Source organism: Rhizobacter terrae, assembly GCF_003852895.1.
Classification (GTDB): Bacteria; Pseudomonadota; Gammaproteobacteria; order Burkholderiales; family Burkholderiaceae_C; genus Albitalea; species Albitalea terrae.
This window is the reverse complement of record NZ_QUSW01000001.1, coordinates 1,141,178-1,166,913: the sequence shown is the minus strand read 5'-3', so window position 1 is coordinate 1,166,913 and position 25,736 is coordinate 1,141,178. Positions and strand designations below refer to the sequence as shown.

Genomic DNA, 25,736 nt, shown 5'->3' with positions numbered 1-25,736 from the left:
GCCGACGCGGAACGCGGGCCGCGCGAGGCTCAGTGGCGGGTGGGGTTCGGTGTGCGCGGCGAATCGACGACCACGCCGCCGATGTCGTCCGACGGCAGCTCGCTGTCAGCCCGGTCGCCATTCATGCCCGACAAGGGGCCGAAGTCGGATGCGCCCATGCCGTCCAGGCGGTTGTCCGGCGCGAAGAACGAGTCCTGGAAGAAGGTCGAGTCTTGCCAGAGGGCCGTGCGCTCGGCGCGGCGGTTGGCCACCGTGCTGGACAGCGAATCGCGGGCCTCGTGCAGGCTGTGGCTGGGCGCAGGCGCGGCCTGGGGCGCACGAGCGGTGTTGGTGTGGTGAGGCACCAGCAACTGCAGCTCGGCCAGCGTGGGCAGGCGATCGGGCGGGCAGCGTAGGTAGCGCACGCGGCAGGCGTTGAGCACCGACTGCTTGATCTGTGCGATGCGCCGCGAGCTGCCGCGCTCGGTGTCCAGGTCGATGGCGGCCAGCACGCGGCCGTTGGCGCTGCACACGGCGAAGGCCACATGGTTGGCGCCCAGCAGGTCATACCAGTAGCGCACGTCGTTGGCGTCGACCGGCTGGCAAAAGCGCACCAGCGGCAGCTTGGCCAGGATGATCTGGTGGGGAAGCGCCTCGCGAAGCAGCCGGTAAACACGGCGCTCGTCGGTGTTGAACACTGGCCGCGCGGTCAAGGCCCAATCGGTCGGCAAAGGGGCCTGGTGCGGTGCGGGACGCGGACGCAGGGCCCACACCGCCAGTGCGATCACGGCCACGCCCAGCACGGCCACAAGGATGATCCACGGAAGCATTTGCATGGTCACGGCGTCGTCTGACAGCCGGCCCCGCGATGCATGGCCCTGGTCAGAATGTCCCTCAAGAAGAAGTCTGGATTGTTACGCACAAGTTCCAACGCCAAGCATCCCCAACATGAGGTGTCGGTGCGTCAATCGGTCACCCCGATGCCGATGGGGGTTTGTTGGAAATGTGAGTTTTCACTTCTGTAATGGCATCGATGATTTCTTGGAATCGATGCGCCTGGACTTTCAGCCGATAGTCGATCTCGGCGGCCTGCTCCTCCATCAGCTCGCCAAATCTGGTCGCGATTGTTTCCGGTGGGAGCTTCAGCCAGGCCTCGGTTTCAGAGCCGGAACGCTCTACCGTGGCGCCTGCCTTGCGGGCGATCTTGAGCATGGCCGTGTTCTCGCTCAGGGCATGGATGAACAGCGTGTCCACGCCCCGGTTGCGCGCATGCATGACCGCATGCTCGAAAAGGCGGGCGCCGTATCCGCGGCCGCGGGCCTTGGATGCCACGGACACGCCGAATTCCGCCACGGCATTGGAGCCGCACTGAGGCATGGAGACATTGGCCAGGTGGGCCATGGCGATCAGGTCCAGCCGGCGATTGAAGATGCCGAACACTTCGTCGCGGTCGAAGTCGATGTGCTCGACGTACTTGTCGATCTGCTCGTCGGTGGCGGGGTAGCCGAAGCGCAGGTAGCGGTCATGCGGGCCCAGTGCCTTCAGGTGGTCGGCGATGCGGCTGCGATGGCGCGGGGCGAGCGAGCGGATGGGCACCCAGGCCCACAGGCTGAAGGCGGCGGCGAGGGGAGAGGGGGCGTGCGGCGGGGTGACCGCGGGCGTCGGCGATGAACGGTGATCCACCATGATCGACTCCTTGGTGTTAACCCTAATTCTACCAAGGCTGGGTGACATCGGCAGGTCGGCCGTTACCTGACGCGGCGCGGAACTCTGCTAGAATCAAAAGCTTTCCCGAATCCAGCTCCAGGGAAAGAGCGTTCCTGGCCACGAAGGCCGTGGACGTACCGCCTAAGAGGCCGCCATCCAAAGAAGCGGCACCGACCGCGGGTCGAGGGGCTTACTTTACTCAAGTCATTCCATGAAAACCTTCAGCGCAAAACCCGCCGAAGTGACGCATGAGTGGTTTGTGATTGACGCAACCGATAAGGTTCTCGGACGGGTGGCCAGTGAAGTCGCCCTCCGCCTGCGCGGCAAGCACAAGGCCATCTACACGCCTCACGTCGATACCGGCGACTTCATCGTCGTCGTCAACGCAGACAAGATCCGCGTGACCGGCAACAAGGCCACCGACAAGGTGTACTACCGCCACACGGGCTACCCGGGCGGCATCTACGCCACCAAGTTCAAGGACATGCAAGCCAAGCACCCCGGCCGCGCCCTGCAAAAGGCGGTCAAGGGCATGCTGCCCAAGGGTCCTCTGGGCTACGCGATGGTCAAGAAGCTGAAGGTCTATGCCGGTGCCGAGCACCCGCACGCCGCTCAGCAGCCCAAAGTGCTCGAGATCTAAGGACAGCGGCAATGATCGGAAATTGGAACTACGGAACCGGCCGCCGCAAGTCTTCGGTGGCGCGCGTGTTCATCAAGAAGGGCACGGGCCAGATCGTCGTGAACGGCAAGCCGGTGGAACAGTACTTCGGCCGCCAGACGTCCATCATGGTCGTCAAGCAGCCCCTGGTGCTGACTGCCAACGACGCTGCCTTCGACGTGAAGGTGAACGTGCATGGCGGTGGCGAATCCGGCCAGGCCGGTGCTGTGCGTCATGGCATCACCCGCGCACTGATCGACTACGACGCAGCGCTCAAGCCCGAACTGAGCCGCGCCGGCTTCGTGACGCGTGACGCGCGCGAAGTGGAGCGCAAGAAGGTCGGTCTGCACGGCGCCCGTCGCCGCAAGCAGTTCAGCAAGCGCTGATCGAGCTTCAGCTCTATCGCTCGAACGAGCAAGGAAACAAGGCCGCTTCATGCGGCCTTTTTCTTGCTCGCTTCCAGGCCATCTGCCACCACTGCGGTTTTTGCGAAACCCTCGGACACACTGGACATGCGCTGGAAACTGATGCGTCGAAGACTGTCGGTCAGCGCCCCGCGCATGATCGTCCGCAGTCACCTGCCCTGGCCCTTGCGCTGGGCCGTCGTGGCCCTGATGCTGGGCTTTTCAGCGGCGATCGCGGTGTGGGCCTTCGAGTTCGGCAAGGACATCGCCGGGCTGGACAAGGGCGCCAAGGAAGAGCTGACGCAACTGCGCATCGAGGTGGCCCAGCTCAAGGCTGAGCGCGAGCGCACGTTGTCGGTGGCCAACACGGCCGACAGCCTGCTCAAGGCGGAGAAGGCCTCCCAGGAGCGCCTGACCCAGCAGCTCAAGCAGATCGAAGCCGAGAACCTGGCCATGAAGGCAGACCTGGGCTTCTTCGAGCGGCTGCTGCCCGCTGGCGCCAGCGCGGGGCTGAGCATCCGGGGCTTCCAGGCCGAGGCCAAGGCGCCGGGCCAGATCCGCTTCACCTTGCTGGTCATGCAACCCGGAAAGACACAAGCTGAATTCCGCGGTAACTACGAACTGACGCTTCAGGGCACACTGGATGGCAAACCGTGGTCGTTCACGCCGCCCAATGGCAGCAAACCGCTGCAGTTGAAACAGTATTTGCGGGTTGAAGGAATGGTCGATCATCCCCCGGCGGCCGTGGTAAAAACCCTGCAGATCCGGGTGTTGGACGCGAGCGGCGGCCTCCGGGCCACACAGACCGCCAAATTGTGAAGTCGTGTCGGCATGCGTTGTGCTTTTGACTGCCGACAGCCTCGTTGGAGACATCATGTTCAGCAGCAAGAAAAAGCAGCCGCCGATCCGTACGCTGATCGGCGAGGGAACCGTCATCCAGGGTGAAGTGCGCTTCACCGAAGGCCTGCGCATCGACGGCGAGGTCCATGGCGACGTGTTCGCCACCGGCGAGGGGCACAGCATCCTCGTGATCAGCGAGAAAGCGCGCGTGCACGGCAAGGTCAAGGCGGCGCACGTGATCATCAACGGCAGCGTGGCCGGGCCGGTGGTGTCCGACGGACTGCTCGAATTGCAGCCCAAGGCGAGCATTGTGGGCGATGTGCGCTACGAGGTCCTTGAAATGCACCAGGGCGCCACCATTGAAGGTGACATGCGCCCGCTCAAGGCCGAAGAGAAGCCCGCACTCAAACTGGCGGCTTCGAACGGCGGATAATGCGGGTTCGCGTTATTCGTTTGGAGTCCCCATGAGTGCCCTCGCCGAAACCCCCAACACCATCCCCGCGGACGAACCGCCGCCGCCGCTGGTGTTCACCGACAGCGCCGCCTCCAAGGTGCGCGAGCTGGTCGACGAGGAAGGCAACCCCGACCTCAAGCTGCGTGTCTTCGTGCAGGGTGGCGGTTGCTCCGGCTTCCAGTACGGCTTCACCTTCGACGAGATCATCAACGACGACGACACGCAGATGCACAAGAACGGCGTGACGCTGCTGATCGACGCGATGAGCCTGCAGTACCTCATGGGCGCCGAGATCGACTACAAGGACGACCTGCAAGGCGCCCAGTTCGTGATCAAGAACCCCAACGCCACGACGACCTGCGGTTGCGGATCGAGCTTCTCGGTCTGATCTGCGCTGGTTCGTGACAAAAGGCCGCCTTCGGGCGGCTTTTGCATTTCTGCAGGGAGAGTTGCCTAGGCGGGGTAGAACGCGCCCAGGATGCGAGGCCCGGCTGCCCCGGTCACGGCTGTGAGGTTGCCCGGCTGTCTCTCGACGAAAGCCTTCGCCAGCCATGCAAAGGCCGCGGCCTCCACCTCCAGCGGCGGCAAGCCCTGGTCATCAGTGGGGCGCACGGTGGCGTGGGGCAGGTGCGATGCGATGGATCGCATGAGGTGGCCGTTCAAGGCGCCGCCACCGCAGACCAGCACGCGGGTGGCGTCGCTGGCATGGGCCTGTATGGCCGTCGCGGCGGACCAGGCCGTGAGTTCGGCGAGCGTGGCTTGCACGTCCGCCGGGTTGGCGGAGCTCGGGCCGGAAGACAGCATCGATGCCAGCCACACCGCGTTGAAGAGATCGCGGCCCGTGCTCTTGGGCGGCGCCTTCGCGAAGAACGGCTCGGCCTGCATGCGCGACAGCAGCGTCGCGTCGATGCGGCCTGACGCGGCCCAGGCGCCATCGCGGTCGAAAGGCTGGCCGCGATGCGTGAGGCACCAATGGTCCATCAGCGCGTTGGCCGGCCCGCAGTCGAAGCCGATGGTGCGGCCATCCGCTGACAGCGCGGTGATGTTGGCGATGCCGCCGAGATTGAGCACGGCAACCGTCACGCCGGGCCGGCCGAACACCGCACGATGGAAGGCCGGCACCAGTGGCGCGCCCTGGCCACCAGCCGCCACATCGCGCGAGCGGAAATCGGCAATCACGTCGATGCCGGTCAGCTCGGCCAGCAAGGCGGGATTGTTGAGCTGCAGCGTGTAGCCGGTGCCATCGAACTCGCCGGGACGATGCCGCACCGTCTGCCCATGCGCACCGATGGCACGCACCTGCGAGGCGTCGATGCGGCTTTGGCGCAGCAGGTCCGACACCACGGCGGCGTAGACACGCACGAGGGCGTTGCCCGCCAGCGCCGCACGATGCAGTTCATCCGCACCCGCCGTGTTGAGCGCCATCAGCTCGGCAGCCACCGCAGAATCGAAGCCGCGATGCGCATGCGCCACCACGCGAAGGCTCGCTGCCGCGCTGCCGCCGAACTCGCACAACACACCATCCACGCCATCCAGCGAGGTGCCGGACATCAGCCCGATGTAGAGATCTGCCATGCGCGGATTGTGCCCGCCGAAAAGCACAAGGCCCGCGGTCGGCGGGCCTTGTGGTGGGAGAAGCGGCGCGCCTTACTCGGCGTACATGCTCGACCCGGCAATCGTCTGCGCCGCATCCAGCTGCGCGCGAACGCCTTGCGCCACCTGCGTGAACTGCACCTTCCCGGCGGGCGAGATGGTCAGCGTCTCAGACGCCTTGGCAATCGTCAGCGGGTTCTGGTGGATGCCGTTGAGCTTCACCTCGAAGTGCAGGTGCGGCCCGGTGGCCCAGCCGGTCGCGCCGACCGCGCCGATGCGCAGGCCCTGGTCCACGCGCTGGCCACGCCGCACGTCGATGCGGCTCAGGTGCGCATACACCGTCGAGCGGTTGTTGCTGTGCTTGATGCTGACCACGTTGCCGTAGCCGTTCTGCCAGCCGGCGAACTCCACCGTGCCGTCGCCCACGGTGCGCACCGGGGTGCCGCTGGGGGCGCCATAGTCCACGCCGTTGTGCTGTTTCCAGGTCTGCTGGATGGGGTGCATGCGCATCGCGAAGCCGGAGGTGATGCGCGAGAACTCCAGCGGGCTGGCGAGGAACGAACGGCGCTTGCTCTGGCCGTTCATGTCGAAGTAGGCGCCCTTGCCACTGGCCGGGTCCTTGAACCAGACGGCAGAGAAGGTCTTGCCGTTGTTGGTGAACTCCGCCGCCAGCACGCGGCCGGAGGACTGGCTCCAGGTGATGGGCTCGCCGTCGGCCGTCAGGGCTTCGTAGATCACGCGGAAGCTGTCGCCTCGGCGCAGCTCGCGGTGGAAGTCGACGTCGGTGGCGAAGATCTCCGCCAACTGGTTGGCGACCGGATCAGGAATGTGGGCGTCGTCGGTGGCCGCGAACAGCGAATTGCGGATCGTGCCGCTGCCCATGCGGATCTGCGAGGCCATCGGCAAGGTGTCCACCTTGGCCTGGAACTGCCCGTTCACGCGGCTGATGCGCAGCCGGGTGAAGTGCGTGCCGGCCTGCTCGCTGTTCTCGGCGGCGTAGCGGGCGACGAGGAAATCCAGTTCGCCCGAGGCATCGGTGCGGACCTGGACCATCTTGCCGGCCCGGCCGGACACCAGCTTCCTGGCCACCGCATCGCCGCGGATGAAGGCGGCGGCGTGCGGGTCGTCGACGTTCAGCCGGCGCAGCAGGGTGTCGGCGGTGTCGCTGGCGCGCGTCAGGTCGTTGCGGTAGAGCTCCAGCTCGTTGGCGGCCAGGGCTTCCAGCTGTGACGTAATGCCTTCCGGGGTGACGGTTTCCGTCACGATGCGACTCGGGAGGTCAGCTGCGTCGGGCGCCAGGGGCGCGATGCCGAAGGCCGTCACGCCGAAGCCAGCCAGGGCCAGGACCACCGCCGTGGTGATGCTGCGGGGGTGCCGGGAGACAAATTTTCCGGTGCGCTCCAGGGCCGAGGCCACAGCGCTGTCAACAGGATCCAACGAACTCAATTTGTGTCCCGGGGCCTGGCGGCCCGTCTAGCTGGCCTGCGCCATGCGGCGCAGGCTGGGTTGTACTTCACGACCCGAGGCGTCCACTAGAATCGCAACGCTTTCAAGTCCCGCTGGGATCGTGCGGTTGCCGGACCCTTCGCCCCGGCCGCAGCCGCCGCGCAGTATACCGACGCACCGCCGCGGAAAAGTCCGTAGAAGCCCCATCGAGGCACCCCTTCCAAACCGCTGTTCGCATCCCGATGACTCAGCCTGCCGAGCCCGTGTCCACCCCTCCCAAGTACCCCATCACCGACCAAGTTCTGGAGGCGATGGCGATTTCCAAAAGGGGCTGTGACGAGCTGTTACCCGAGGGTGACTGGCTGGCCAAGCTGGCACGTTCCCATGCAACAGGTGTGCCACTTCGGATCAAGCTGGGCCTGGACCCGACGGCACCCGACATCCACATCGGCCACACGGTGGTGCTCAACAAGATGCGCCAGCTCCAGAACCTGGGGCATACCGTGATTTTTCTCATAGGCGACTTCACCTCGATGATCGGCGACCCGTCGGGCCGCAACACCACCCGCCCGCCGCTCACGCGCGAGCAGATCGAGGCCAATGCCCAGACCTACTACAAGCAGGCCAGCCTGGTGCTGGACCCGAGCAAGACCGAGATCCGCTACAACTCCGAATGGAGCGACCCGCTGGGCGCGCGCGGCATGATCCAGCTCGCGGCCAAGTACACCGTGGCGCGCATGATGGAGCGCAACGACTTCAGCGAGCGTTTCAAGGCCGGCACGCCCATCAGCGTGCATGAGTTCCTGTACCCGCTGATGCAGGGCTACGACTCGGTGGCGCTCAAGAGCGATCTGGAACTGGGCGGGACCGACCAGAAGTTCAACCTGCTGGTCGGGCGCGCGCTGCAGACCGAATACGGCCAGGAGCCGCAGTGCATCCTGACCATGCCGCTGCTCGAAGGGCTCGATGGCGTCGAGAAGATGTCCAAGAGCAAGGGCAACTACATCGGCATCACGGATCATCCGAACGACATGTTCGCGAAGGTCCTGTCCATCAGCGACGAGATGATGTGGAAGTACTTCAAGCTGCTGAGCTGGCAGAGCGAGGCGGACATCGCGAAGCTGAAGGCCGAGGTGGATGGCGGGCGCAATCCGAAGGAGGCGAAGGTGATCCTGGCCAAGGAGATCACCACGCGCTTTCACGATGCCGCGGCGGCCGATGCGGCGGAGGCCGACTTCAACAACCGGGCGCGCGGCGGTATTCCCGATGAGATTCCCGAGGTCTCGCTGACTGGCGCTCCGCTGGGCATTGGCCAGTTGCTCAAGCAGGCGAATCTGGCGCCGTCGACCACCGAGGCCGGGCGCCTGATCGATGGCAACGGTGTGCGCGTGGATGGCAGTGTGGTCAGCGACAAGGCACTCAGGCTCGGACCTGGTGTTTACGTGGTGCAGGTCGGCCGTCGCAAGTTCGCCCGCGTTACGCTCGGATCATGATCCACCGCCGCCACGTCCTCTGCCTCATCGCTGCACTCGCCGGTTCGGGTGCGGCGCGTGCCGAGCTCTCGCCGGCCGAGCGCGCACGCATCGAGCGGCTCATCCGCTACGTCGAGTCGCGCAAGGACGTGCGCTTCGTGCGCAACGGCACCGACTACTCCTGCGACGATGCCGCCAAGTTCCTGCGCAAGAAGCTCGACAGCATGGGCGAGCACGTCAACACCGCGCACGAATTCATCGACCAGATCGCTTCGAAGTCCAGCACCAGCGGGCAGCCGTACACCATCCGTTTCGCCAGCGGCCTCATCGAGCCGGCGGCGAAGTTCCTGCAGGATGAGTTGAAGCGCATGGACGCGGGCAAGTGACCGCACCGGCTTCTTCGTCGTCGCACCACGCGAACTCTGGCCTGTCGGTCAGCGCCTTCCTCAAGCTGTCGGTGCTCGCCGCGCTGGCAACCATCGGGCTGAAGACCGCGGCCTGGTGGGTCACCGGATCGGTGGGGCTGCTGTCAGACGCGATGGAGTCCTTCGTCAACCTGGCTGCCGCCATGTTTGCGCTGGTGATGGTGACCATCGCCCAGGCACCGGCCGATGACGACCATCCCTATGGCCACAACAAGGCCGAGTACTTCTCCAGCGGCTTCGAGGCGATGATGATCCTCGGCGCGTCGCTGGCCATCATCTGGACGGCCTTGCACCGCTGGTTCTCGCCGCAGCCGCTCGAGTCACTGGGCTGGGGCGTGGCCTTGTCCATCGGCAGTTCGGCCATCAACGGCGTGCTCGCCACGGCCATGTTGCGTGCGGCCCGGCGCCACGACTCCATTGCGCTCGAAGCCGACGCGCGCCACCTGATGACCGACGTGTGGACGTCCGTGGGCGTGGCTGGTGGCCTGCTGCTGGTGCCGCTCACCGGCCTGCTGTGGCTGGACCCGTTGCTGGCCATCCTGGTGGCGGTGAACATTCTTCGCGAGGCCTACGGGCTGCTGCGCCGCTCGGTGGACGGCCTGATGGACCGCGCGCTCTCCGACGAGGACCGTGGCCGCATCGACGCCGCCTTGCAGCAGCTCACCAGCGAGCACGTTCACTTCGACCACCTGCGGTCACGCCGTGCGGCCAATGCCAAGTTCTGCCAGCTGCACATGCACGTCCCGTCCGAATGGCTGCTCGGCCGTGCCTTTCGCGAGCGCGACGAAGTGGAGCGCCGGCTCATCGACTCCGTGCGCGGCCTGCGCGTGACCATTGAGCTGCTGCCCGAAGGCAAGGAGCCGGTGGGCGTGCGGCAGGCGGAGGGCTGAGATGCTGGCGGTAGTGCAACGGGTCGCGCATGCGCGCGTGGAGGTCGAAGGCCGCACCACCGGCCAGATCGAACGCGGCCTGCTGGTGCTGGTTTGCGCCGAGCCGGCCGACACCGAAGCCATCGCCGACAAGCTGGTCGCCAAGCTGCTCAAGCTGCGCATCTTCAGCGACGAGGCAGGCAAGATGAACCGCAGCGTGGTCGATGTACAGGGCGGCCTGCTGATCGTGAGCCAGTTCACCCTGGCCGCGGACACTTCGGGCGGCAACCGTCCAAGCTTCAGCGGTGCCGCGCCCGCGGCCTTGGGTGAAGCGCTGTACGAGCGTGTGCTGGCGACAGCCCGGTCTCAGCACCCGATCGTGCAAAGCGGCGAGTTCGGTGCGGACATGAAGGTCCACCTGCTCAATGACGGACCTGTCACCATCCCCATGACCTTGCGCGATTGAGCTTTCCTCATTCGCGTACCCACTCGCACCTTTGCCACAACCCGAACACACGCGACAGACAAAGAAAAAGGCCGCCCGAAGGCGGCCTGTCAATCTGCGAGCATCCAACCATTCAATCGGCGTACTGTCCCGCCGCCTTGATCACCGGCCCCCACTTGCTGATTTCGCTTTCCACGAACTTCTTGTGGTCCGCGCCATTCACGCGGTTGTCGGTGATGATCACCGCGCCCAGCGACTCCTCGCGCTTGATGAATTCCGCGTCCTTGAGCGCGGCCTTCAGGGCGGTGTTGATCTTGTCCTGCGCAGCCTTGGGCGTGCCCTTCGGTGCGTACAGCGCGTGCCAGATGGTCACGTTGAAGCCCTTGAGCCCCGCTTCATCCAGCGTCGGCAGGCCAGACAGCGCCGCCGTCTTCAAGCGGGCCTTGCTCGTCACGGCATAGGCCTTGATCTTGCCGCCCTCGATCTGCGTGGTGGTGTTGGTCGTCTGGTCGCACATGATGTCGACCTGGCCACCGATGAGGTCCGTCATTGCCGGTCCCGTGCCCTTGTACGGCACCGTCTGCATCTCGATCTTGGTGGCGCTCTGGAACATCAGGCCGCACAGGTGCGAGGCGGAGCCCAGGCCCGCGTTCGCGAGGTTGACCTTGCCCTTGTTGGCTTCCAGCCACTTCACGAGTTCGCCGTAGTTCTTGGCCGGCAGCGTCGGCTTGGAGACCAGCGTCATGGGCACCTCGTTGATCATGCCGAGGTACTCGAAGTCCTCCAGCGTCTTGTATTGCAGGTTGCGGTACAGCGCGGGCGCCGTGGAGATGCCTGCGTGGGCCAGCAGCAGCGTGTAGCCGTCTGGTGCAGCCTTGGCGACCTTGGTGGCGCCCAGCGTGCCGCCGGCGCCGCCCACGTTCTCGATGATGATCGTGGCGTTGCCCATGGGCTTGCGCAGGGCTTCGGCCAGGTCGCGCGCCACCTTGTCGGTGGGGCCGCCCGCGGCGAAGGGCACGACGATGGTGATCGGCTTGTCCGGGTAGTCGGCAAAAGCGGAGGCAGCGGCGAGGGTGGCCACGGCGGCGAACAGCAGGCGTTTCATGGGTTGCTTTCCCTGGTTGGCAATACTGTCCAGGATTGTGTGCCGGACCCCACCGTGCGGATTGCGGAAACTACGTAATGCCCGGGAAAGCCCGGGAAAGCCATCACACGTGCTACTCGTAGCTGCGCGCGTCCTCGATCACCTTGCCGTCGTTGGGCAGGCTGCCGGGCTCGCTGAACACCACGTTGCCGCGCAGCTTGGTCACCTCACGAATGCTCTCGGCGATGCGCGCATCCAGCCCTTCCGACCGCGACGCCACCTCCACCTTCAAGGTCATCTGGTCATTGGCCATCTCACCGCTGACCACCAGCCGCGCCCGATGCACCTCGGGATGGCGCCGGGCGATGGCTGCGACCTGCGAGGGATGCACGAACATGCCGCGCACCTTGGCCGTCTGGTCGGCCCGGCCCATCCAGCCGCGGATGCGGGTATTGGTGCGGCCGGTGGGACACGGGCCCGGCATCACGGCCGACAGGTCGCCGGTGCCGAAGCGGATCAGCGGGTAGTCCTTGTTCAGCGTTGTCACCACGATCTCACCGACTTCGCCTGCCGGCACCGGGTCACCGGTGCCGGGCCGCACGATCTCCACGATGACGTGCTCGTCCAGCACCAGCCCTTCGCGCGCCTCGGTCTCGTAGGCGATGAGCCCGAGGTCCGCCGTGGCATAGCACTGGTAGCCCACGATGCCGCGCTCGGCCAGCCAGTCGCGCAGCGACGGCGGAAACGCCTCGCCCGACACCAGCGCCTTGCGCAGCGAGGGCAGGGCGGTGCCTTGCTCGGCCGCCTTGTCCACCATGATCTTCAGGAAGCTGGGCGTGCCCACGTAGCCGTGCGGGCGCAGCTCGGCCGCGGCCTGCAACTGCAGTTCGGTGTTGCCCACGCCGCCCGGGAACACCGTGCAGCCCAGGGCATGCGCGGCGGTTTCCATCATCGAACCCGCCGGCGTCAGGTGGTAGCTGAAGCTGTTGTGCACCAGGTCGCCCTGGCGGAAGCCGGCGGCGAACAGGGCCCGCGCGGCGCGCCAGTAGTCCGGCCCTTCGCCCTCGGGCTCGTAGATCGGACCGGGCGACGAGAACACCCGCACCGCGCCGCGGCGAGGACGCCACCCGATGGTCGCGAAGCCGCCGAAGGCATCACCTTGTACCCGCGCCGTCTTCTGGCGCTCGATCAGCTCGCTCTTGCGCGTCACCGGCAGCTTCGCCAGCGCGGTGCGGCTGCCCACCTCGCTGGGCGTCAGGTCGCCGAGGATGGCGGCATAGGCCGGCGCATGGGCCCGGGCGTGCGCCACCACGTCCGGCAGCGCGGCCATCAACGCGTTCTCGCGCTCCTCGGGTGCGCGAGTCTCCAGCGCGTCGTAATAGGCGGCCGTCGCGGCGCTCATGATGCTCACTCCTCCGTCCAGCGCACAAGGCGCTTCTTGGCGTCATCGACACACCGGCGCACGTCAGCACCGGACTTGAGCACGACACGTTCCCACTGCGGCGAGCGCGACTGGGTCTTGGCGAACTTCACGGCGATGGTGTCGCCCTCGACCGCGAGCTCGATCACCCGGCAGCCCTGCAGCTCGAAGCCGTCGCCGCGCTCGGCCAGCGGCCGCAGGTCGCGCAGGCTGCGCTTGAGCTGGATCAATGATTCCGCCGGCTTGAAGGGCGGCGGTGCAAAGAAGTCGTCACTCATGTGGATGCTCCCTCGGGACGGTCATCAACGGATCACGACAGCCAGCGCTTGCGGCGCTTGTAGCTCTTCACGTCGCGGAAACTCTTGCGGTCGCCGCCGCCCATGCCGAGGTAGAACTCCTTCACGTCCTCGTTCTCCGCCAAGTCGCGGGCCGACCCGTCCATGACGATGCGGCCGTTCTCCAGGATGTAGCCGTAGTCCGCATAGCGAAGCGCCATGCTGGTGTTCTGCTCGGCCAGCAAGAAGGTGACGCGTTCCTTGGTGTTGAGGTCCTTCACGATCTCGAACACCTCCTCCACGATCTGCGGCGCCAGGCCCATGGAGGGCTCATCGAGCAGCACCATCTTCGGGTTGGCCATCAGCGCGCGGCCGATGGCGCACATCTGCTGCTCGCCGCCCGAGGTGTAGGCCGCCTGCGAACTGCGGCGCGTCTTCAGCCGCGGGAAGTAGTTGTAGACCTTCTCCAGCGTTTGTGCGACGGCGGCCTTGCCGTCGCGGCGCGTGTAGGCGCCGGTCAGCAGGTTCTCCTCGATCGTGAGGTGCGCGAAGCAGTGCCGGCCTTCCATCACCTGCACCACGCCGCGCTCCACCATGTCGGAGGTGCTCAGCGCCTCGATGCGTTCGCCGCGCAGCTCGATGGCTCCCTTGGTCACCTCGCCCCGCTCGCCGCGCAGCAGGTTGCTCACCGCGCGCAGCGTCGTGGTCTTGCCCGCGCCGTTGCCGCCGAGCAGCGCCACGATGCTGCCCTCGCGCACCTGCAGGGACACGCCCTTCAACACGAGGATCACGTGGTTGTAGATCACCTCGATGCCGTTGACGTTCAGAACGATGTTGTCCATGGGGCGTGTCTCTGCAAGTGGTCTAGACCGGTCAGGACTGGCAATCTGCACCGGTGCGCGGCGTCAGCTTCTTCTCCGTCGCGTACTTCGCGGCCGTGGCCTTCACCAGCGGCTTGATGATCTGCTCATCCGCCTGCATCCAGTCGGAGCTGAACTTCCACTGCTTGCCGTCCCAGGTGTGGATGCGCGCCCAGGCCGAGCCCATGTGGTCCACGCACGAGGTGCTGATCGGCCGCATCACGCCCGCGAAGCCCAGTGCGTCGAGCTTGGCCTGCGTGAGGTTCAGGTTCTCCAGGCCCCAGCGCACCTGCTCGCCGGTCACGACCTTGCCCTTGCCGTAGCGCTCCTGCGCGGCGCGGATGCCTTCCACGCCCAGCATGGCGCTCATGGCGCCGCGCATGTACAGCACCTGGCCGACTTCTTCCTTCGGCCCCGTGCCCTGGCCCTTGCCGTGGACCATGCCGAGGATGTCCTGCACCACCTTGGACTGCGGTTCCGCGCCGTGCTGCATGGTCACCGCGTTGTAGCCCTTGGCGCCTTCGGCCACGTCCTTCACGTCGGGCTCGGCGCCGGCCCACCACACGCCGTACATCTTCTCGCGCGGGTAGCCCGTGGCCTGGGCTTCCTTGATGGCGGTGGTGTTCATGATCCCCCAGCCCCACAGCGCGACGTAGTCAGGATGCTGCTGGCGGATCTGCAGCCAGGTGGCCTTCTGGTCCACGCCCGGTGCCGTCACCGGCAGCAGGATGAGCTCGAAGCCATGCAGCGCCGAGCGCTCGCGCATGAGCGCGATGGGTTCCTTGCCGAAGGGGCTGTCGTGGTAGACCAGCGCGATCTTCTTGCCCTTGAGCTTGTCCCAGCCGCCTTCCTTCTTGGCGATGGCCTGCAGGATGGTGTCGCTGGCGACCCAGTAGGTGCCGGCGATCGGGAAGTTCCACTTGAACACCGAGCCGTCGGCCGATTCGCTGCGGCCGTAGCCCACGGTCACCAGCGGAATCTTGTCGGTCGGCGCCTTCTCGGTGATGGCGAAGGTGCCGCCGGTGGACAGCGGCTGCACGAACGATGCGCCCTTGCCCTTCAGGCGCTCGTAGCACTCCACCGTGCGGGCGGTGTCGTAGCCGGTCTCGCATTCCTCGAAGGCGAGCTTCACACCGTTCACGCCGCCGCGGGCATTGACGAGCTTGAGGTAGTCCACGAAGCCGTTGGCCCAGGGCGTGCCGTTGGGCGCGTACGGGCCGGTGCGGTACGACAGCACGGGAATGAACTGCTCCTTGGCCTGCGCCAGGGCAGCGGTGCTGCCAAGCGTGGCCGACAGGACCGCGACAGCGAGGGCGAGATGTCGAAACTTCATGAATGTCTCCTGTTGTGTGTGCAAACCGCGGGTGAACAAAACCGGCTCCGATGTCAACTCAATGTGGGAAGGGCCACAGGCGCAGCTTCTGCTTTCCGGTGGACCACAGCTTGGCCAGGCCGTGCGGCTCGACGATGAGGAACCACACGATCAGCGCGCCGAAGATCATCAGCTCCGCATGCGAGATGCCCGCTGTGGAGATGTTGATGCCGAACAGGCCGAGCAGCGCCGGCAGGAACAGGTTCAGCGCGATGGGCAGGATGACGATGAAGGCCGCCCCGAAAAAGCTGCCCATGATCGAGCCCAGTCCGCCGATGATCACCATGAACAGCAGCCGGAAGGACTGGTCCACCGAGAAGGCCGCAGGCTCCCACGCGCCGAGGTAGACGAAGGCCCACAGCGCGCCGGCCACGCCGATGATGAATGAGCTGACCGCGAAGGCCGTGAGCTTGGCGTACATGGGGCGGATGCCGAGCACTGCTGCGGCCACATCCATGTCGCGGATGGCCATCCACTCGCGGCCGATGGCGCTGCGCACCAGGTTCTTGGCCAGCAGCGCGATCACCGTGAGCACGCCCAGGCAGAAGATGTACTTGGCGGGCGCGCTCTCGATGGGCATGCCGAACACCTGCAGGTTGGACACCGACACCGAGCCCGAGGGCGTGTCCAGCGTGAACCACTTGATGCGCAGGAACATCCAGTCGGCGAAGAACTGGGCGGCCAGCGTGGCGACTGCGAGGTACAGGCCCTTCACGCGCAGGCTCGGCAATCCGAACAGCACGCCGAAGCAGGTGGCGCACAGGCCGCCCAGCAGCATGGCAGGCACCAGGGGCAGGCCGGGGATGCGCATGAAGAAGTTGTAGGCCCCGTAGGCGCCGACCGCCATGAAGGCGCCCGAGCCCAGCGAGATCTGTCCGCAGTACCCCACGAGGATGTTCACGCCCAGCGCGGCGAGCGACATGATGACGAAGGGAATCAGCAGCGCGCGCAAGAGGTAGTCGCTGGCCAGGCCCGGCACGACGACGAAGGCCACCACCAACAGCAAGATGATGAAGAGGCGGTCCTGGGCGATCGGGAAGATCGCCTGGTCAGCGCGGTAGCTCGTCTTGAACTGGCCGTTTTCGCGGTAGATCATGGGGTGGGCCTCGGGTCAGACGCGGTCGATGATCTTCTCGCCGAACAGGCCCTGCGGCCGCACGAGAAGGAAGCACAGGGCCAGCACGTAGGCGAACCAGATCTCGATGCCGCCGCCCAGCATGGGGCCGATGAACACCTCGGCGAGCTTCTCGCCGACGCCGAGGATCAGGCCGCCCACGATCGCGCCCGGCACCGACGTGAGGCCGCCCAGGATCACCAGCGGCAGCGCCTTGAGCGCCAGCACCGACAGCGAGAACTGCACGCCCAGCTTGCTGCCCCAGATGATGCCGGCCACCAGCGCGACGAAACCCGCCACGCTCCACACGATGACCCAGATGCGGTTCAGCGGGATGCCGATGGACTGCGCGGCCTGGTGGTCATCGGCCACGGCGCGCAGCGCGCGGCCGGTGCCGGTGTACTGGAAGAACGCGGCCAGCGCCGCGACGAGCGCAGCCGCGATGACGGCCGCCACCAGGTCTTCCTGGTTCACCAGCAGCCCGCCCTGGAAGGTGCTCTCCAGCAGGAACATCGGATCCTTGGGCATGCCCACGTCGATCTTGTAGATGCTGGAGCCGAACAGCGTCTGGCCGAAGCCGTCGAGAAAGTACGACACCCCCAGTGTCGCCATCAGCAGCGTGACGCCTTCCTGGTTCACGAGCTTGCCCAGCACGAAGCGCTCGATGAGCCAGGCGCACACGATCATCAGCACCATGGCCACGACGAAGGCCAGTGCGTTCGCCACGAACTTGCTCTCGATGCCGGTCCACTGCGGGATCCATTCCGAGAAGCGCGCCATGGCGAGCGCGGCGAACAGCACCATCGCGCCCTGCGCGAAGTTGAAGACGCCCGAGGCCTTGAAGATGAGCACGAAGCCCAGGGCGACGAGCGAGTACAGCATGCCCGTCATGAGGCCGCCGATGATGGTTTCGAGGATCGGTCCCATGCGTGCTCCGTCAGTGGCTGGTGCCCAGGTAGGCCTTGATGACGTCGGGGTTGCGGCGCACCTCGTCGGGCGTGCCGTCGCCGATCTTCTTTCCGTAGTCGAGCACCACGACGCGGTCCGAGATGTCCATCACCACGCCCATGTCGTGCTCGATCAGCACGATGGTCGTGCCGAACTCGTCGTTCACGTCGAGGATGAAGCGGCACATGTCCTGCTTCTCTTCGACGTTCATGCCGGCCATGGGCTCGTCCAGCAGCAGCACCTTGGGCTCCATCGCCAGCGCACGTCCCAGGTCCACGCGCTTCTGCAAGCCGTAGGGCAGGCGACCCACCGGCGTCTTGCGGTGCGCCTGGATCTCCAGGAAGTCGATGATGCGCTCCACGAACTCGCGGTTGCGGATCTCTTCCTTTTCGGCCGGCCCGATGCGCAGCGCCTGCAGCAGGAGGTTGCTCTTCATGCGCAGGTTGCGGCCGGTCATGATGTTGTCCAGCACGCTCATGCCCTTGAAGAGCGCGAGGTTCTGGAAGGTGCGTGCCACGCCCATCTCGGCCACCTGGCGCGAGTTCATGTGCCTGAAGGTCTTGCCGCGGAAGGTGATGGCGCCTTGCTGCGGCCGGTACACGCCGTTGATGCAATTGAGCATGGAGCTCTTGCCCGCGCCGTTGGGGCCGATGATGGCGCGGATCTCGTGCTCGCGCACATTGAAGCTGATGTCGGTGAGCGCCTTCACGCCGCCAAACGACAGGCTGATGTTCTGGACGTCCAGCACGACGTCGCCGATGCGGCGCTGCGCGACGGGCGTGTCGTGGGCTTGCGCGTCGTTGGATGCGGTGTCTTGCGCGTCGATGGCCATGGCCGGCTCGGGCTTCATGGCGGCTGCGGCGAGGGCGGTCATGCGGCGCTCCGGACGGAATGGAATGTCTTGGCATCGACGATGCGAAGCTCGGCGCTGACCACACCCGTGCGGCCGTCCTCGAACTTCACCTGCGTCTCGATGTATTGCGAATCGCGGCCGGCGTACAGCGCATCCACCAGCACGCCGTATTTCTCGGCGATGGCGCCGCGGCGGACCTTGCGCGTGCGCGTGAGCTCGCCGTCGTCGGCGTCCAGCTCCTTGTGCAGCACGAGGAAGCGGCTGATCTGGCTGCCCGCCAGGCGCTCGTCCTGCGAGAGGTCGGCGTTGACCTTCTCCACGCATTCGCGCACCAGCTCGATCACCTCCGGCTTGGCCGCCAGGTCGGTGTAGCCGGCATACGGCAGGTTGCGGCGCTCGGCCCAGTTGCCCACCGCCTCGAAGTCGATGTTCACGAAGGCGCAGACCTTCTCGCGCTTGTCGCCGAAGGCCACGGCCTCCTTGATGAACGGGAAGAACTTGAGCTTGTTCTCCACGTACTTGGGCGCGAACATGGCGCCGTCGTTGGCGCCGCCCATGATGCGTCCCACGTCCTTCGCACGGTCGATGATCTTCAGGTGGCCGCCGTGGTCGAGGAAGCCGGCATCGCCCGTGCGGTACCAGCCGTCGGCCGTGAGCACCTCGGCGGTGGCTTCGTCGTTCTTGTAGTAGCCCTTGAGCAGGCCCGGCGAGCGCACGAGGATCTCGCCGCTGTCCAGCACCTTCAGCTCGACGCCGGCGATGGGCACGCCCACGGTGTCGGACTTGGCCTCGTTGTCCGGCTGCAGGCAGACGAACACCGCGGTCTCGGTGGAGCCGTAGAGCTGCTTCAGGTTGATGCCGATGGCGCGGTAGAACACGAACAGGTCCGGCCCGATCGCCTCGCCCGCGGTGTAGGCCACGCGCACGCGGCTGAAGCCCAGCGTGTTGCGCAAGGGGCCGTAGATGAGCACGTCGCCCAGCGCGTAGAGCATGCGGTCGGCGAAGGACAGCGGCTTGCGGTCCATGCGCGCGGGGCCAACGCGGCGGGCCAGGTCCATGAAGCGCTTGAACAGCCAGCGCTTGGGCGCGCCCGCGTCTTCCATGCGGATCATCACCGAGGTGAGCAGTGCCTCGAAGACGCGCGGCGGCGCGAAGTAGTAGGTGGGGCCGATCTCGCGCAGGTCGATGCTCACCGTTTCGGCGGACTCGGGGCAGTTGACCACGTAGCCGCAGGCCAGCCACTGCGAGAAGGAGAAGATGTTCTGGCCGATCCACGCGGGCGGCAGGTAGGCCAGCACTTCTTCCTGGCTGGTGAGCCTGTCGAAGCTGGCGCCGGCCTGCGCGCGGTCGATGAGCGTGAAGTGCGTGTGCACGACGCCCTTCGGATGGCCGGTGGTGCCGGAGGTGAAGAACATCGCGGCCACGTCATGCGGCTGGATGTCGTTCACCCATTGTTCGAAGCGGCCCGGTGCCTTGGCGTCGAGCTGTGCGCCGTCGGACACGAGCACATCCAGCGCTTCCAGGCCGCGCTCGCGGTAGTTGCGCAGGCCGCGCGGATCGTCATACCAGATGCGCGCGAGCTGCGGGCACTGCTCGCGGATCTCCAGCAGCTTGTCGACCTGCTCCTGGTCTTCCACCACGGCGAAGGCGATCTCCGCGTTGTTGATGGGAAAGACGAACTCGTTGCTCACGGCGTCCTGGTACAGCGGCACGGGGATGGCACCCAGTGCCTGCGCCGCGATCATCGACGCCGACAGGCGCGGACGGTTCTCGCCGATCACTACCACGTGCTGTCCGCGCGTCACGCCGGCGGCGTGGAAGCCGGCCGCCAGTGCGCGCACCAGGCGCGCCAGTTCAGCCCAGGTCGTCGTCTGCCAGATGCCGTATTCCTTTTCACGCAGCGCTGCGTCGTCGGGACGCTTCGCCGCGTGGTCGAGCAGGAGCTTGGGAAAGCTTGTCGTCACCGGAGTCTCCTTGCGGCCTGGCAGGGACACATCGTGCAGGCCGTCACATTGGGGTCTGATGCTACGGAGAAGTTTGACGCCATGTTGTCGGTGCGACGACAATCCCCGGGTCCGCCCCCTCAGGACTTTCCCGAGGTGCCATGAACACTGCGCAGATCTCCGTGCCCCTGTGGCAACGAGCCCGGCCACTCACAGAAGCCGAGCTCGAGAACATTCCCTGGATGAAGTCGCTCAGCCGCGCGGAGCAGGAGCACGCGGCCTCGCACCTGCGCGCCGCGACGGCACAGGCGGGCGACACCCTGTGCCGCATCGGCAAGCCGCCCACCTACTGGTTCGGCGTGATCGACGGCTTGCTCAAGATGAGCAACGACAACGCGAACACGCCGCCCATCACTTTCACCGGCGTGCCGCCGGGCGCGTGGTTCGGCGAAGGCACGCTGCTCAAGCGCGAGCCTTATCGCTACAACATCCAGGCCCTGCGCAAGAGCACGGTGGCGGGGTTGCCCATCGACACCTTCCACGAACTGCTGGACACGAGCCTCGCGTTCAACCGCTTCGTGCTGCGGCAGTTGAACGAGCGGCTCGGGCAGTTCATCGCGGCGGTGGAGATCGACCGCCTCAACGACACCGATTCACGCGTGGCGCGAGGATTGGCGGCGATGTTCCATCCCATCCTGTACCCCGGCGTGGGGCAGTTGCTGCGCATCACGCAGCAGGAGCTGGGCTATGTGGTCGGCTTGTCGCGGCAGCGGGTGAACGAGGCGCTGAACGTGTTGCAGGACCGGGGGCTGATACGCATCGAGTATGGTGGGGTGCGGGTGCTGGACCTGGACGGCCTGCGCAACGCGGTGCCGGTGGGGGAGTCATCCATGCCGGGCTTCAACGAACGTGACCGGTGAGTCGAACGAGGCGACTGATGCATGGCATCACCGGCCCCGGCCAACGGTGGCAGACTCGCGCCACCCATCCGACACGGAGTTTCCCAATGGCTGAACACCCCATCGCGGCCTGGCATCGGCTCGTGAAGACGCAGGACGCTGCAGGCCTGGACACCCTGCTCGACGACGAGGCCGTGATGCACTCGCCGGTCGTGCACAGCCCGCAGCGCGGCAAGAAGATCACTGCGATGTACCTGGGCGCGGCGCTCCAGGTGTTCTTCAACCCGAGCTTCCGCTACGTGCGCGAGATCATCGGCAGCACCGATGCGATGCTGGAGTTCGAGACGGAGATCGACGGCATCCTCGTCAACGGCGTGGACATCATCAAGTGGAACGAGGCCGGTCGCATCGTGGACTTCAAGGTGATGATCCGGCCGTTGAAGGCGATCAACCTCATCCACCAGCGCATGGGTGCGATGCTGCAGGCTGGGAAGTGACATTGCGAGTGCGCAATGGCGATGGTCCGACGCCCCCACTACTACAGCGAAGACAGCCTGCGCCTTCTTTTCAAGATGGAGGGGCTGTTCTACCTGCGACTTTCCAATGGCGGACTTGCGGGCGTGCTCAAGTCCATGTGCATGGCAGGCAGAGACTATGCGAAGTTCTTGCAGCACTACCCGACTGTGCAATGCGAGCCGCTTGAATGGTTCTACCTGTGTCGCAGAGCGTCGTGCTCGCTGGATGAACCGTTGCTGCAGGACCTGCTTTTTTCTTATTCCTGGCGCGAAGCGAATTGGGGTGCATGGCTGGCGTTGCTGGCCCCCAGAAGTTCATTTGTCGACCACCTTGAAGAGCGCAGGCCGACGCTTTCGCACGGCGCTCATGTCATGGAACTGGCACTGGCTGCTTGCGGTGACAGACGGGTCCCGGACACGCTGGTGCAACAAGCCCGATGGGCCAGCGAGATTCGTGGTCTGCTCGAGCTGATGCCACGTGCATTCAGTCCGATGCGGCTGAATCCTTCGCAGGAACAGGAGGTAGCGATGAGCGGAAGTGTCGAGGACGTTCGTGCTGCTTTTCGGCAAGGTGGCCTCCAGCAAGCAAAGCTAGTGCTAAAGCAAGGCCCTTGGAGTGACTATGTCCTCACCCCTGCGGAGTGGCTGGCCAAAGCTGCTGGTGCGACGGTGGGGCCTCCTATGCCGGCAACCTCCCCTTGAGCCGCTGACTGCTCATTTCAACCGAAGCTGTGCCTCAGGTCCAGGCGGCGAAGCCCTTGACTACACAGTGATCGACAGCATCAGGAAACGACGTTCCTCACGCCCGACGCCACGTGCCCTGCCGGCACATGGGCCAATGCATTCTCGATGTGCCCCGTCTGGTCGTCGAAGAAGAAGTCCGGTTCGAACTCGCGCAGGAACTCGCCCTTGGGCAGGCCGCCGAGGAACATCGCCTCGTCCACGTCGATGCGCCAGTTCATCAGCGTGCGGATGGCCCGCTCATGCGCCGGTGCGCTGCGGGCCGTGACCAGCGCAGTGCGAATGCGCATGTCGCCGCTGGGGTTGCGCTGCAGGCGGTGCAGCGCCTCCAGCAGCGGCTTGAAGGGGCCGGCGGCCAGCGGTGTCTGCGCCTGGCTCGATTCGTGGCTCTGGAAAGCATCCAGCCCGTCGCGCTGGAACACCTGCTCGGCTTCGTCGGAGAAGAGCACCGCGTCGCCGTCGAAGGCGATGCGCACCTCGTTCGGATGTGCATCGGAGGCCCGCGCCGACTGCGGGTACACCCGCGCCGCCGGCACGCCCGCTTCCAGCGCTGAGCGCACGTCGGGCTCGTTGGTGGACAGGAAGAGGTTCGCGCTCAAGGGCCGCAGGTAGCGCCACGGCGACTGCCCGCGCGTGAACACGCCGCGCTGGATGGGCAGGCCGTAGTGCCTGGCCGATCGGAACACGCGCATGCCCGACACCGGGTCGTTGCGCGAGAGGATGACCACCTCCACCCGTGGCGCATCCCCCACATTGAAGGCCAGCAGCTTGTTGACCAGCGAGAAGGCCACGCCGGCCTTGGCGGGGCGGTCCACCCGTTCGAGCTGGAGCTGCATGTAGGCGCGGTCGTCCGAGGCCTCGAAGACCTGGTTCTCCTCCTCGAAGTCGAAGAGGGCGCGCGAGGAGATGGCGACGACCAGTTGGCCGTCCAGCGAGATGGGCATGCGGTCGATGATACGGGTGCCAGGTCGTCGACCCGGTCACGGCGGGCCATACCGTTCGTCCGCTTTCCGGGAAATCACGGACGCAAATGCTTACGCGCTGTCGTCGCGACGACAGGACGGGCCTCGACGCCTGCCTAGCATCCGCCCCCATGCCGCCAGCTGAGCGGCGGCTGTGGAGTAGCAAATGAGCGGTTCCTCTGGCGGGTCTTCGGACCCCACGTCGACGAATTTCCTGATGACTCGCCGCAACTGGCTGGCCCAGGCCGCGGCACTTGCCGCATCGGCCGCGGCGCCCAGTGCCTTCGCGCAGGACGACGTCATCCGTCTCGGGCAGACGGTGGCGCTGACCGGTCCGCTGGCCGACATCGGTGCCGCGATGCACCAGGGTTCCAAGCTGTATTTCGATGCCGTCAATGCCCGTGGCGGCGTGAATGGCCGCCGCATCGAACTCGTGGCGCGCGACGATGGCTACGACGTGAAGCGCGCGCTGGCGAACATCGACGGCTTCATCAAGGACCCCGGCCTCTTCGGCCTGTTCGGCTGCATGGGCACGCCCATCATCGAAGGCACGCTGCCGCTGATCCGCAACACCGACATTCCCTGCTTCTCGCCGCTCACCGGTGCCAGTTCGGCGCGGCCGGCGGACATGCGCAACGTGCTAAACCTGCGCGCGAGCTACCCCGAGGAGACGGAGCGGCTCGTGGAGCACCTGGCCACCATCGGCATCCAGCGAGTGGGCGTGGCCTACCAGAACAACTCCTTCGGCAAGGAGGTGATGAGCGCGGCGGAAGCAGCGATGAAGAAGCATCGCCTGCAGGCCGTGGTGTCGGCGCCGGTGCAAAGCGATGCCAGCGATGCGGCCGCTGCCGCGAAGCGCATTGCCGCGGCCGGCCCTGAAGCCGTGCTGCTGGGCCTGGCCGGCAAGCCCACGGTGGCGTTCATCAAGGCCTTCCGTGCCGAGAAGCGCGGCCTGCCGCTGTACGCGCTGTCGGTGATGGGCTCGGCTGCCACGCTCTCGGCACTGGGTGACGACGGCATCGGCATCGCCGTGTCGCAGGTGGTGCCCATGCCCACCAACGCGGTCGTGCCGGTGGTGCGCGACTTCCAGCAGGCGTGGAAGGCGGCGCCCTCGGGCATGGAGCCCTCGCACCTGGCGCTGGAAGGATTCATCAACGCCCGCGTCTTTGTCGAGGCACTTCAACGCGCCGGGCGAAATCTCACGCGCAAGAGCTTCGTCGATGCGGTATGGTCGATCCATCGGCTCGACATCGGCGGCTTCGAGCTGCATTTCCAGCAACCCGGGCGCAACGCGTCGCGCTTCGTGGAGCTGACGATGATCGGACGCGGTGGGAAGTTCATCCGATGACGGCATCGAATCCCTTGAAGGTCATCCATCTCTCGCCCGGCCACCGGCTGCCCACGCTGGAAGGCGTGATCCGCCATTCGCTGTGGGGCCGCACGCTGACCGAGCCCGAGCTGGAGCGCGTGATCGCCGAGTCCTTCGAGCGGCAAGTGCCTGCGGGCGGCATGGTGGCCCGCATGGGGCAGGTGGTGGACCACTGGATCGGCGTGATCGACGGCCTGCTGAAGATGTCGGTGACGTCGCCGGACGGCAAGGTGAGCACGCTCACGGGCATCAACACCGGCGGCTGGTTCGGCGAAGGCTCGCTGCTCAAGCACGAGGCGCGACGCTACGACGTGGTGGCGCTGCGCCCCTGTCGCGTGGCCATGGTGCCGCGCACGACCTTCGAGCGGCTGCGCGCGACCAGCCTGCCCTTCAACCACCACCTGCAGCACCTGCTGAACTCGCGGCTGAGCCTGTTCATCGGCATGCTGGAGTACGACCGCCTGCTGGACACCGATGCCCGGGTCGCACGCTGCATCTCCACGCTGTTCAGCACCGACCTCTACCCCGAGCCGCGTGCCTACGTGGACCTGCGGCAGCAGGAGATCGGCCTGCTGTGCGGCATCTCCCGCCAGCGGGTCAACGTGGCCTTGCGGACCTTGCAGACCTGCGGGTTGCTGAAGGTGGAACCGCGCGGGGTGACGGTGCTGGACCTGGATGGGTTGAAGACCTACGGGGCGATGGGCACCTGAACTCAAGCGCGAGGCTGGAGGGGTTCACCTTCGAAGCCCACACCCTCCCACCCGTGCTTCATGAAGTTGCGGATGTTCATGTGGTCGGTGCCTTGCGGGTTCTTGAGCACGTCATCGCGGTAGTAGGCACCGTAGCAGGCGAGCGTCTGGTCTGGGCTCAGGCCTTGCAGCTTCGCGAAGGCGAAGAGCTGGCACGAGCGCGAGTTCTGCCCGGCTTCGTTGCGCAGGCCGCCGTTGGTGAATGCGGTGGGGGTGAAGTCGTAGGCGCTGGCGATGGCCGCCATCGTGTCGTCGAAGCTGATCGACGCGGGAGCGGACTGGAGCTTGGTCAGGAAGGTGTCGAGATTCATGGGCGGCCTCACGGGTGAGGCCGCACTGT

Annotated in this window: 29 protein-coding genes; 14 read left to right on the top strand and 15 right to left on the bottom strand. The window is 66.0% G+C overall.

Going from position 1 to position 25,736, the window contains the following annotated elements:
* Positions 1 to 29: 29 nt before the first annotated feature.
* Both DZC73_RS05380 and DZC73_RS05375 read right to left on the bottom strand, forming a co-directional pair.
* Positions 30 to 815 (bottom strand): DUF2726 domain-containing protein, encoded by a 786-nt coding sequence (locus DZC73_RS05380; protein ID WP_124539127.1) that lies wholly within the window; start codon positions 813 to 815, stop codon positions 30 to 32.
* Positions 816 to 951: 136 nt separating this feature from the next.
* On the bottom strand, positions 952 to 1,665 hold the full coding sequence (locus DZC73_RS05375; protein ID WP_124539126.1) for a GNAT family N-acetyltransferase: 714 nt from the start codon (positions 1,663 to 1,665) through the stop codon (positions 952 to 954).
* 232 nt (positions 1,666 to 1,897) lie between these two features.
* On the opposite strand from DZC73_RS05375, the gene rplM reads away from it, so the two are divergent.
* The 5 genes from rplM to erpA all read left to right on the top strand — a co-directional run bounded on the left by rplM (position 1,898) and on the right by erpA (position 4,430).
* Entirely contained in the window at positions 1,898 to 2,326 is a 429-nt protein-coding gene (gene rplM / locus DZC73_RS05370; RefSeq protein ID WP_124539125.1) for a 50S ribosomal protein L13, read from the top strand.
* Between the two features lie 11 nt (positions 2,327 to 2,337).
* Positions 2,338 to 2,730: a 30S ribosomal protein S9 gene (gene rpsI, locus DZC73_RS05365; RefSeq protein WP_124539124.1), complete on the top strand. Its 393-nt coding sequence runs from the start codon at positions 2,338 to 2,340 to the stop codon at positions 2,728 to 2,730.
* A 126-nt stretch (positions 2,731 to 2,856) separates the two neighbouring features.
* Positions 2,857 to 3,567: a DUF6776 family protein gene (locus tag DZC73_RS05360; protein WP_124539123.1), complete on the top strand. Its 711-nt coding sequence runs from the start codon at positions 2,857 to 2,859 to the stop codon at positions 3,565 to 3,567.
* Positions 3,568 to 3,622: 55 nt separating this feature from the next.
* Entirely contained in the window at positions 3,623 to 4,021 is a 399-nt protein-coding gene (locus DZC73_RS05355; protein WP_124539122.1) for a bactofilin family protein, read from the top strand.
* Positions 4,022 to 4,052: 31 nt separating this feature from the next.
* Positions 4,053 to 4,430: an iron-sulfur cluster insertion protein ErpA gene (gene erpA / locus DZC73_RS05350; RefSeq protein ID WP_124539121.1), complete on the top strand. Its 378-nt coding sequence runs from the start codon at positions 4,053 to 4,055 to the stop codon at positions 4,428 to 4,430.
* A gap of 65 nt (positions 4,431 to 4,495) precedes the next feature.
* Here erpA and DZC73_RS05345 read toward each other — a convergent pair whose 3' ends face one another.
* Both DZC73_RS05345 and DZC73_RS05340 read right to left on the bottom strand, forming a co-directional pair.
* Positions 4,496 to 5,617: an anhydro-N-acetylmuramic acid kinase gene (locus tag DZC73_RS05345; RefSeq protein WP_124539120.1), complete on the bottom strand. Its 1,122-nt coding sequence runs from the start codon at positions 5,615 to 5,617 to the stop codon at positions 4,496 to 4,498.
* A 72-nt stretch (positions 5,618 to 5,689) separates the two neighbouring features.
* Positions 5,690 to 7,081 carry a M23 family metallopeptidase gene (locus tag DZC73_RS05340; protein ID WP_328589476.1) on the bottom strand — a complete coding sequence of 464 codons (1,392 nt, stop codon included), beginning with the start codon at positions 7,079 to 7,081 and terminating at the stop codon, positions 5,690 to 5,692.
* A gap of 242 nt (positions 7,082 to 7,323) precedes the next feature.
* Here DZC73_RS05340 and tyrS point away from each other — a divergent pair, with 242 nt between their 5' ends.
* The 4 genes from tyrS to dtd are packed head-to-tail and all read left to right on the top strand — an operon-like array spanning position 7,324 to position 10,313.
* A complete protein-coding gene (tyrS, locus tag DZC73_RS05335; protein WP_124539119.1) occupies positions 7,324 to 8,574 on the top strand; it encodes a tyrosine--tRNA ligase in 1,251 nt (416 codons plus the stop codon).
* Positions 8,571 to 8,939, top strand: coding sequence for a DUF5329 family protein (locus DZC73_RS29615; protein WP_161974459.1), 369 nt, complete (start codon positions 8,571 to 8,573; stop codon positions 8,937 to 8,939). Before tyrS ends, DZC73_RS29615 begins: the two co-directional genes overlap by 4 nt.
* Complete coding sequence (locus DZC73_RS05325; protein ID WP_407924087.1) at positions 8,936 to 9,868, top strand: cation diffusion facilitator family transporter; 933 nt, start codon at positions 8,936 to 8,938, stop codon at positions 9,866 to 9,868. Before DZC73_RS29615 ends, DZC73_RS05325 begins: the two co-directional genes overlap by 4 nt.
* Before the next feature lies 1 nt (position 9,869).
* Positions 9,870 to 10,313, top strand: coding sequence for a D-aminoacyl-tRNA deacylase (gene dtd, locus DZC73_RS05320; protein WP_124539117.1), 444 nt, complete (start codon positions 9,870 to 9,872; stop codon positions 10,311 to 10,313).
* 112 nt (positions 10,314 to 10,425) lie between these two features.
* On the opposite strand, the gene DZC73_RS05315 is transcribed toward dtd, so the two are convergent.
* The 9 genes from DZC73_RS05315 to DZC73_RS05275 form a co-directional block, all read right to left on the bottom strand.
* A complete protein-coding gene (locus DZC73_RS05315; protein ID WP_124539116.1) occupies positions 10,426 to 11,397 on the bottom strand; it encodes a tripartite tricarboxylate transporter substrate-binding protein in 972 nt (323 codons plus the stop codon).
* Between the two features lie 112 nt (positions 11,398 to 11,509).
* A complete protein-coding gene (locus DZC73_RS05310; protein ID WP_124539115.1) occupies positions 11,510 to 12,778 on the bottom strand; it encodes a phenylacetate--CoA ligase family protein in 1,269 nt (422 codons plus the stop codon).
* A 5-nt stretch (positions 12,779 to 12,783) separates the two neighbouring features.
* Positions 12,784 to 13,074, bottom strand: a complete 291-nt coding sequence (locus tag DZC73_RS05305) for a hypothetical protein (RefSeq protein ID WP_124539114.1) — start codon at positions 13,072 to 13,074, stop codon at positions 12,784 to 12,786.
* Positions 13,075 to 13,106: 32 nt separating this feature from the next.
* The gene (locus DZC73_RS05300; RefSeq protein WP_124539113.1) at positions 13,107 to 13,913 is read right to left on the bottom strand and encodes an ABC transporter ATP-binding protein; all 807 of its coding nucleotides are present in this window, start codon (positions 13,911 to 13,913) and stop codon (positions 13,107 to 13,109) included.
* Positions 13,914 to 13,944: 31 nt separating this feature from the next.
* Positions 13,945 to 15,264: an ABC transporter substrate-binding protein gene (locus tag DZC73_RS05295; RefSeq protein ID WP_124539112.1), complete on the bottom strand. Its 1,320-nt coding sequence runs from the start codon at positions 15,262 to 15,264 to the stop codon at positions 13,945 to 13,947.
* 58 nt (positions 15,265 to 15,322) lie between these two features.
* Entirely contained in the window at positions 15,323 to 16,399 is a 1,077-nt protein-coding gene (locus DZC73_RS05290; RefSeq protein WP_124539111.1) for a branched-chain amino acid ABC transporter permease, read from the bottom strand.
* 15 nt (positions 16,400 to 16,414) lie between these two features.
* On the bottom strand, positions 16,415 to 17,344 hold the full coding sequence (locus DZC73_RS05285; RefSeq protein WP_124539110.1) for a branched-chain amino acid ABC transporter permease: 930 nt from the start codon (positions 17,342 to 17,344) through the stop codon (positions 16,415 to 16,417).
* Positions 17,345 to 17,354: 10 nt separating this feature from the next.
* Positions 17,355 to 18,197 (bottom strand): ABC transporter ATP-binding protein, encoded by an 843-nt coding sequence (locus DZC73_RS05280; RefSeq protein ID WP_124539523.1) that lies wholly within the window; start codon positions 18,195 to 18,197, stop codon positions 17,355 to 17,357.
* A 38-nt stretch (positions 18,198 to 18,235) separates the two neighbouring features.
* Positions 18,236 to 20,182 (bottom strand): AMP-dependent synthetase/ligase, encoded by a 1,947-nt coding sequence (locus DZC73_RS05275; protein ID WP_124539109.1) that lies wholly within the window; start codon positions 20,180 to 20,182, stop codon positions 18,236 to 18,238.
* 140 nt (positions 20,183 to 20,322) lie between these two features.
* Between DZC73_RS05275 and DZC73_RS05270 the strand changes: the two genes are divergently transcribed.
* The 3 genes from DZC73_RS05270 (at position 20,323) to DZC73_RS05260 (ending at position 22,277) form a co-directional block, all read left to right on the top strand.
* On the top strand, positions 20,323 to 21,081 hold the full coding sequence (locus DZC73_RS05270; RefSeq protein WP_124539108.1) for a Crp/Fnr family transcriptional regulator: 759 nt from the start codon (positions 20,323 to 20,325) through the stop codon (positions 21,079 to 21,081).
* An 86-nt stretch (positions 21,082 to 21,167) separates the two neighbouring features.
* Positions 21,168 to 21,557, top strand: coding sequence for a nuclear transport factor 2 family protein (locus DZC73_RS05265; RefSeq protein ID WP_124539107.1), 390 nt, complete (start codon positions 21,168 to 21,170; stop codon positions 21,555 to 21,557).
* A 15-nt stretch (positions 21,558 to 21,572) separates the two neighbouring features.
* Positions 21,573 to 22,277 (top strand): hypothetical protein, encoded by a 705-nt coding sequence (locus DZC73_RS05260; RefSeq protein WP_124539106.1) that lies wholly within the window; start codon positions 21,573 to 21,575, stop codon positions 22,275 to 22,277.
* A gap of 80 nt (positions 22,278 to 22,357) precedes the next feature.
* On the opposite strand, the gene DZC73_RS05255 is transcribed toward DZC73_RS05260, so the two are convergent.
* On the bottom strand, positions 22,358 to 23,260 hold the full coding sequence (locus tag DZC73_RS05255; protein WP_124539105.1) for a 5'-nucleotidase: 903 nt from the start codon (positions 23,258 to 23,260) through the stop codon (positions 22,358 to 22,360).
* A 184-nt stretch (positions 23,261 to 23,444) separates the two neighbouring features.
* On the opposite strand from DZC73_RS05255, the gene DZC73_RS05250 reads away from it, so the two are divergent.
* Together DZC73_RS05250 and DZC73_RS05245 are read left to right on the top strand one after the other, a co-directional pair.
* Entirely contained in the window at positions 23,445 to 24,626 is a 1,182-nt protein-coding gene (locus DZC73_RS05250; protein ID WP_124539104.1) for an ABC transporter substrate-binding protein, read from the top strand.
* Entirely contained in the window at positions 24,623 to 25,357 is a 735-nt protein-coding gene (locus DZC73_RS05245) for a Crp/Fnr family transcriptional regulator (protein ID WP_124539103.1), read from the top strand. The genes DZC73_RS05250 and DZC73_RS05245 overlap by 4 nt, the downstream gene beginning before the upstream one ends.
* A gap of 2 nt (positions 25,358 to 25,359) precedes the next feature.
* Here DZC73_RS05245 and DZC73_RS05240 read toward each other — a convergent pair whose 3' ends face one another.
* Positions 25,360 to 25,707 (bottom strand): HopJ type III effector protein, encoded by a 348-nt coding sequence (locus tag DZC73_RS05240; protein ID WP_124539102.1) that lies wholly within the window; start codon positions 25,705 to 25,707, stop codon positions 25,360 to 25,362.
* Positions 25,708 to 25,736: the final 29 nt, after the last annotated feature.

Excerpts from the sequence above, each read along its gene's own strand:
- DZC73_RS05380 (WP_124539127.1), bottom strand. The coding sequence starts at position 815 with ATGCAAATGCTTCCGTGGATCATCCTTGTGGCCGTGCTGGGCGTGGCC.
- DZC73_RS05375 (WP_124539126.1), bottom strand. The coding sequence starts at position 1,665 with ATGGTGGATCACCGTTCATCGCCGACGCCCGCGGTCACCCCGCCGCAC.
- rplM (WP_124539125.1), top strand. The coding sequence starts at position 1,898 with ATGAAAACCTTCAGCGCAAAACCCGCCGAAGTGACGCATGAGTGGTTT.
- rpsI (WP_124539124.1), top strand. The coding sequence starts at position 2,338 with ATGATCGGAAATTGGAACTACGGAACCGGCCGCCGCAAGTCTTCGGTG.
- DZC73_RS05360 (WP_124539123.1), top strand. The coding sequence starts at position 2,857 with ATGCGCTGGAAACTGATGCGTCGAAGACTGTCGGTCAGCGCCCCGCGC.
- DZC73_RS05355 (WP_124539122.1), top strand. The coding sequence starts at position 3,623 with ATGTTCAGCAGCAAGAAAAAGCAGCCGCCGATCCGTACGCTGATCGGC.
- erpA (WP_124539121.1), top strand. The coding sequence starts at position 4,053 with ATGAGTGCCCTCGCCGAAACCCCCAACACCATCCCCGCGGACGAACCG.
- DZC73_RS05345 (WP_124539120.1), bottom strand. The coding sequence starts at position 5,617 with ATGGCAGATCTCTACATCGGGCTGATGTCCGGCACCTCGCTGGATGGC.
- tyrS (WP_124539119.1), top strand. The coding sequence starts at position 7,324 with ATGACTCAGCCTGCCGAGCCCGTGTCCACCCCTCCCAAGTACCCCATC.
- DZC73_RS29615 (WP_161974459.1), top strand. The coding sequence starts at position 8,571 with ATGATCCACCGCCGCCACGTCCTCTGCCTCATCGCTGCACTCGCCGGT.
- dtd (WP_124539117.1), top strand. The coding sequence starts at position 9,870 with ATGCTGGCGGTAGTGCAACGGGTCGCGCATGCGCGCGTGGAGGTCGAA.
- DZC73_RS05315 (WP_124539116.1), bottom strand. The coding sequence starts at position 11,397 with ATGAAACGCCTGCTGTTCGCCGCCGTGGCCACCCTCGCCGCTGCCTCC.
- DZC73_RS05310 (WP_124539115.1), bottom strand. The coding sequence starts at position 12,778 with ATGAGCGCCGCGACGGCCGCCTATTACGACGCGCTGGAGACTCGCGCA.
- DZC73_RS05305 (WP_124539114.1), bottom strand. The coding sequence starts at position 13,074 with ATGAGTGACGACTTCTTTGCACCGCCGCCCTTCAAGCCGGCGGAATCA.
- DZC73_RS05300 (WP_124539113.1), bottom strand. The coding sequence starts at position 13,913 with ATGGACAACATCGTTCTGAACGTCAACGGCATCGAGGTGATCTACAAC.
- DZC73_RS05295 (WP_124539112.1), bottom strand. The coding sequence starts at position 15,264 with ATGAAGTTTCGACATCTCGCCCTCGCTGTCGCGGTCCTGTCGGCCACG.
- DZC73_RS05290 (WP_124539111.1), bottom strand. The coding sequence starts at position 16,399 with ATGATCTACCGCGAAAACGGCCAGTTCAAGACGAGCTACCGCGCTGAC.
- DZC73_RS05285 (WP_124539110.1), bottom strand. The coding sequence starts at position 17,344 with ATGGGACCGATCCTCGAAACCATCATCGGCGGCCTCATGACGGGCATG.
- DZC73_RS05280 (WP_124539523.1), bottom strand. The coding sequence starts at position 18,197 with ATGGCCATCGACGCGCAAGACACCGCATCCAACGACGCGCAAGCCCAC.
- DZC73_RS05270 (WP_124539108.1), top strand. The coding sequence starts at position 20,323 with ATGAACACTGCGCAGATCTCCGTGCCCCTGTGGCAACGAGCCCGGCCA.
- DZC73_RS05265 (WP_124539107.1), top strand. The coding sequence starts at position 21,168 with ATGGCTGAACACCCCATCGCGGCCTGGCATCGGCTCGTGAAGACGCAG.
- DZC73_RS05260 (WP_124539106.1), top strand. The coding sequence starts at position 21,573 with ATGGCGATGGTCCGACGCCCCCACTACTACAGCGAAGACAGCCTGCGC.
- DZC73_RS05255 (WP_124539105.1), bottom strand. The coding sequence starts at position 23,260 with ATGCCCATCTCGCTGGACGGCCAACTGGTCGTCGCCATCTCCTCGCGC.
- DZC73_RS05250 (WP_124539104.1), top strand. The coding sequence starts at position 23,445 with ATGAGCGGTTCCTCTGGCGGGTCTTCGGACCCCACGTCGACGAATTTC.
- DZC73_RS05245 (WP_124539103.1), top strand. The coding sequence starts at position 24,623 with ATGACGGCATCGAATCCCTTGAAGGTCATCCATCTCTCGCCCGGCCAC.
- DZC73_RS05240 (WP_124539102.1), bottom strand. The coding sequence starts at position 25,707 with ATGAATCTCGACACCTTCCTGACCAAGCTCCAGTCCGCTCCCGCGTCG.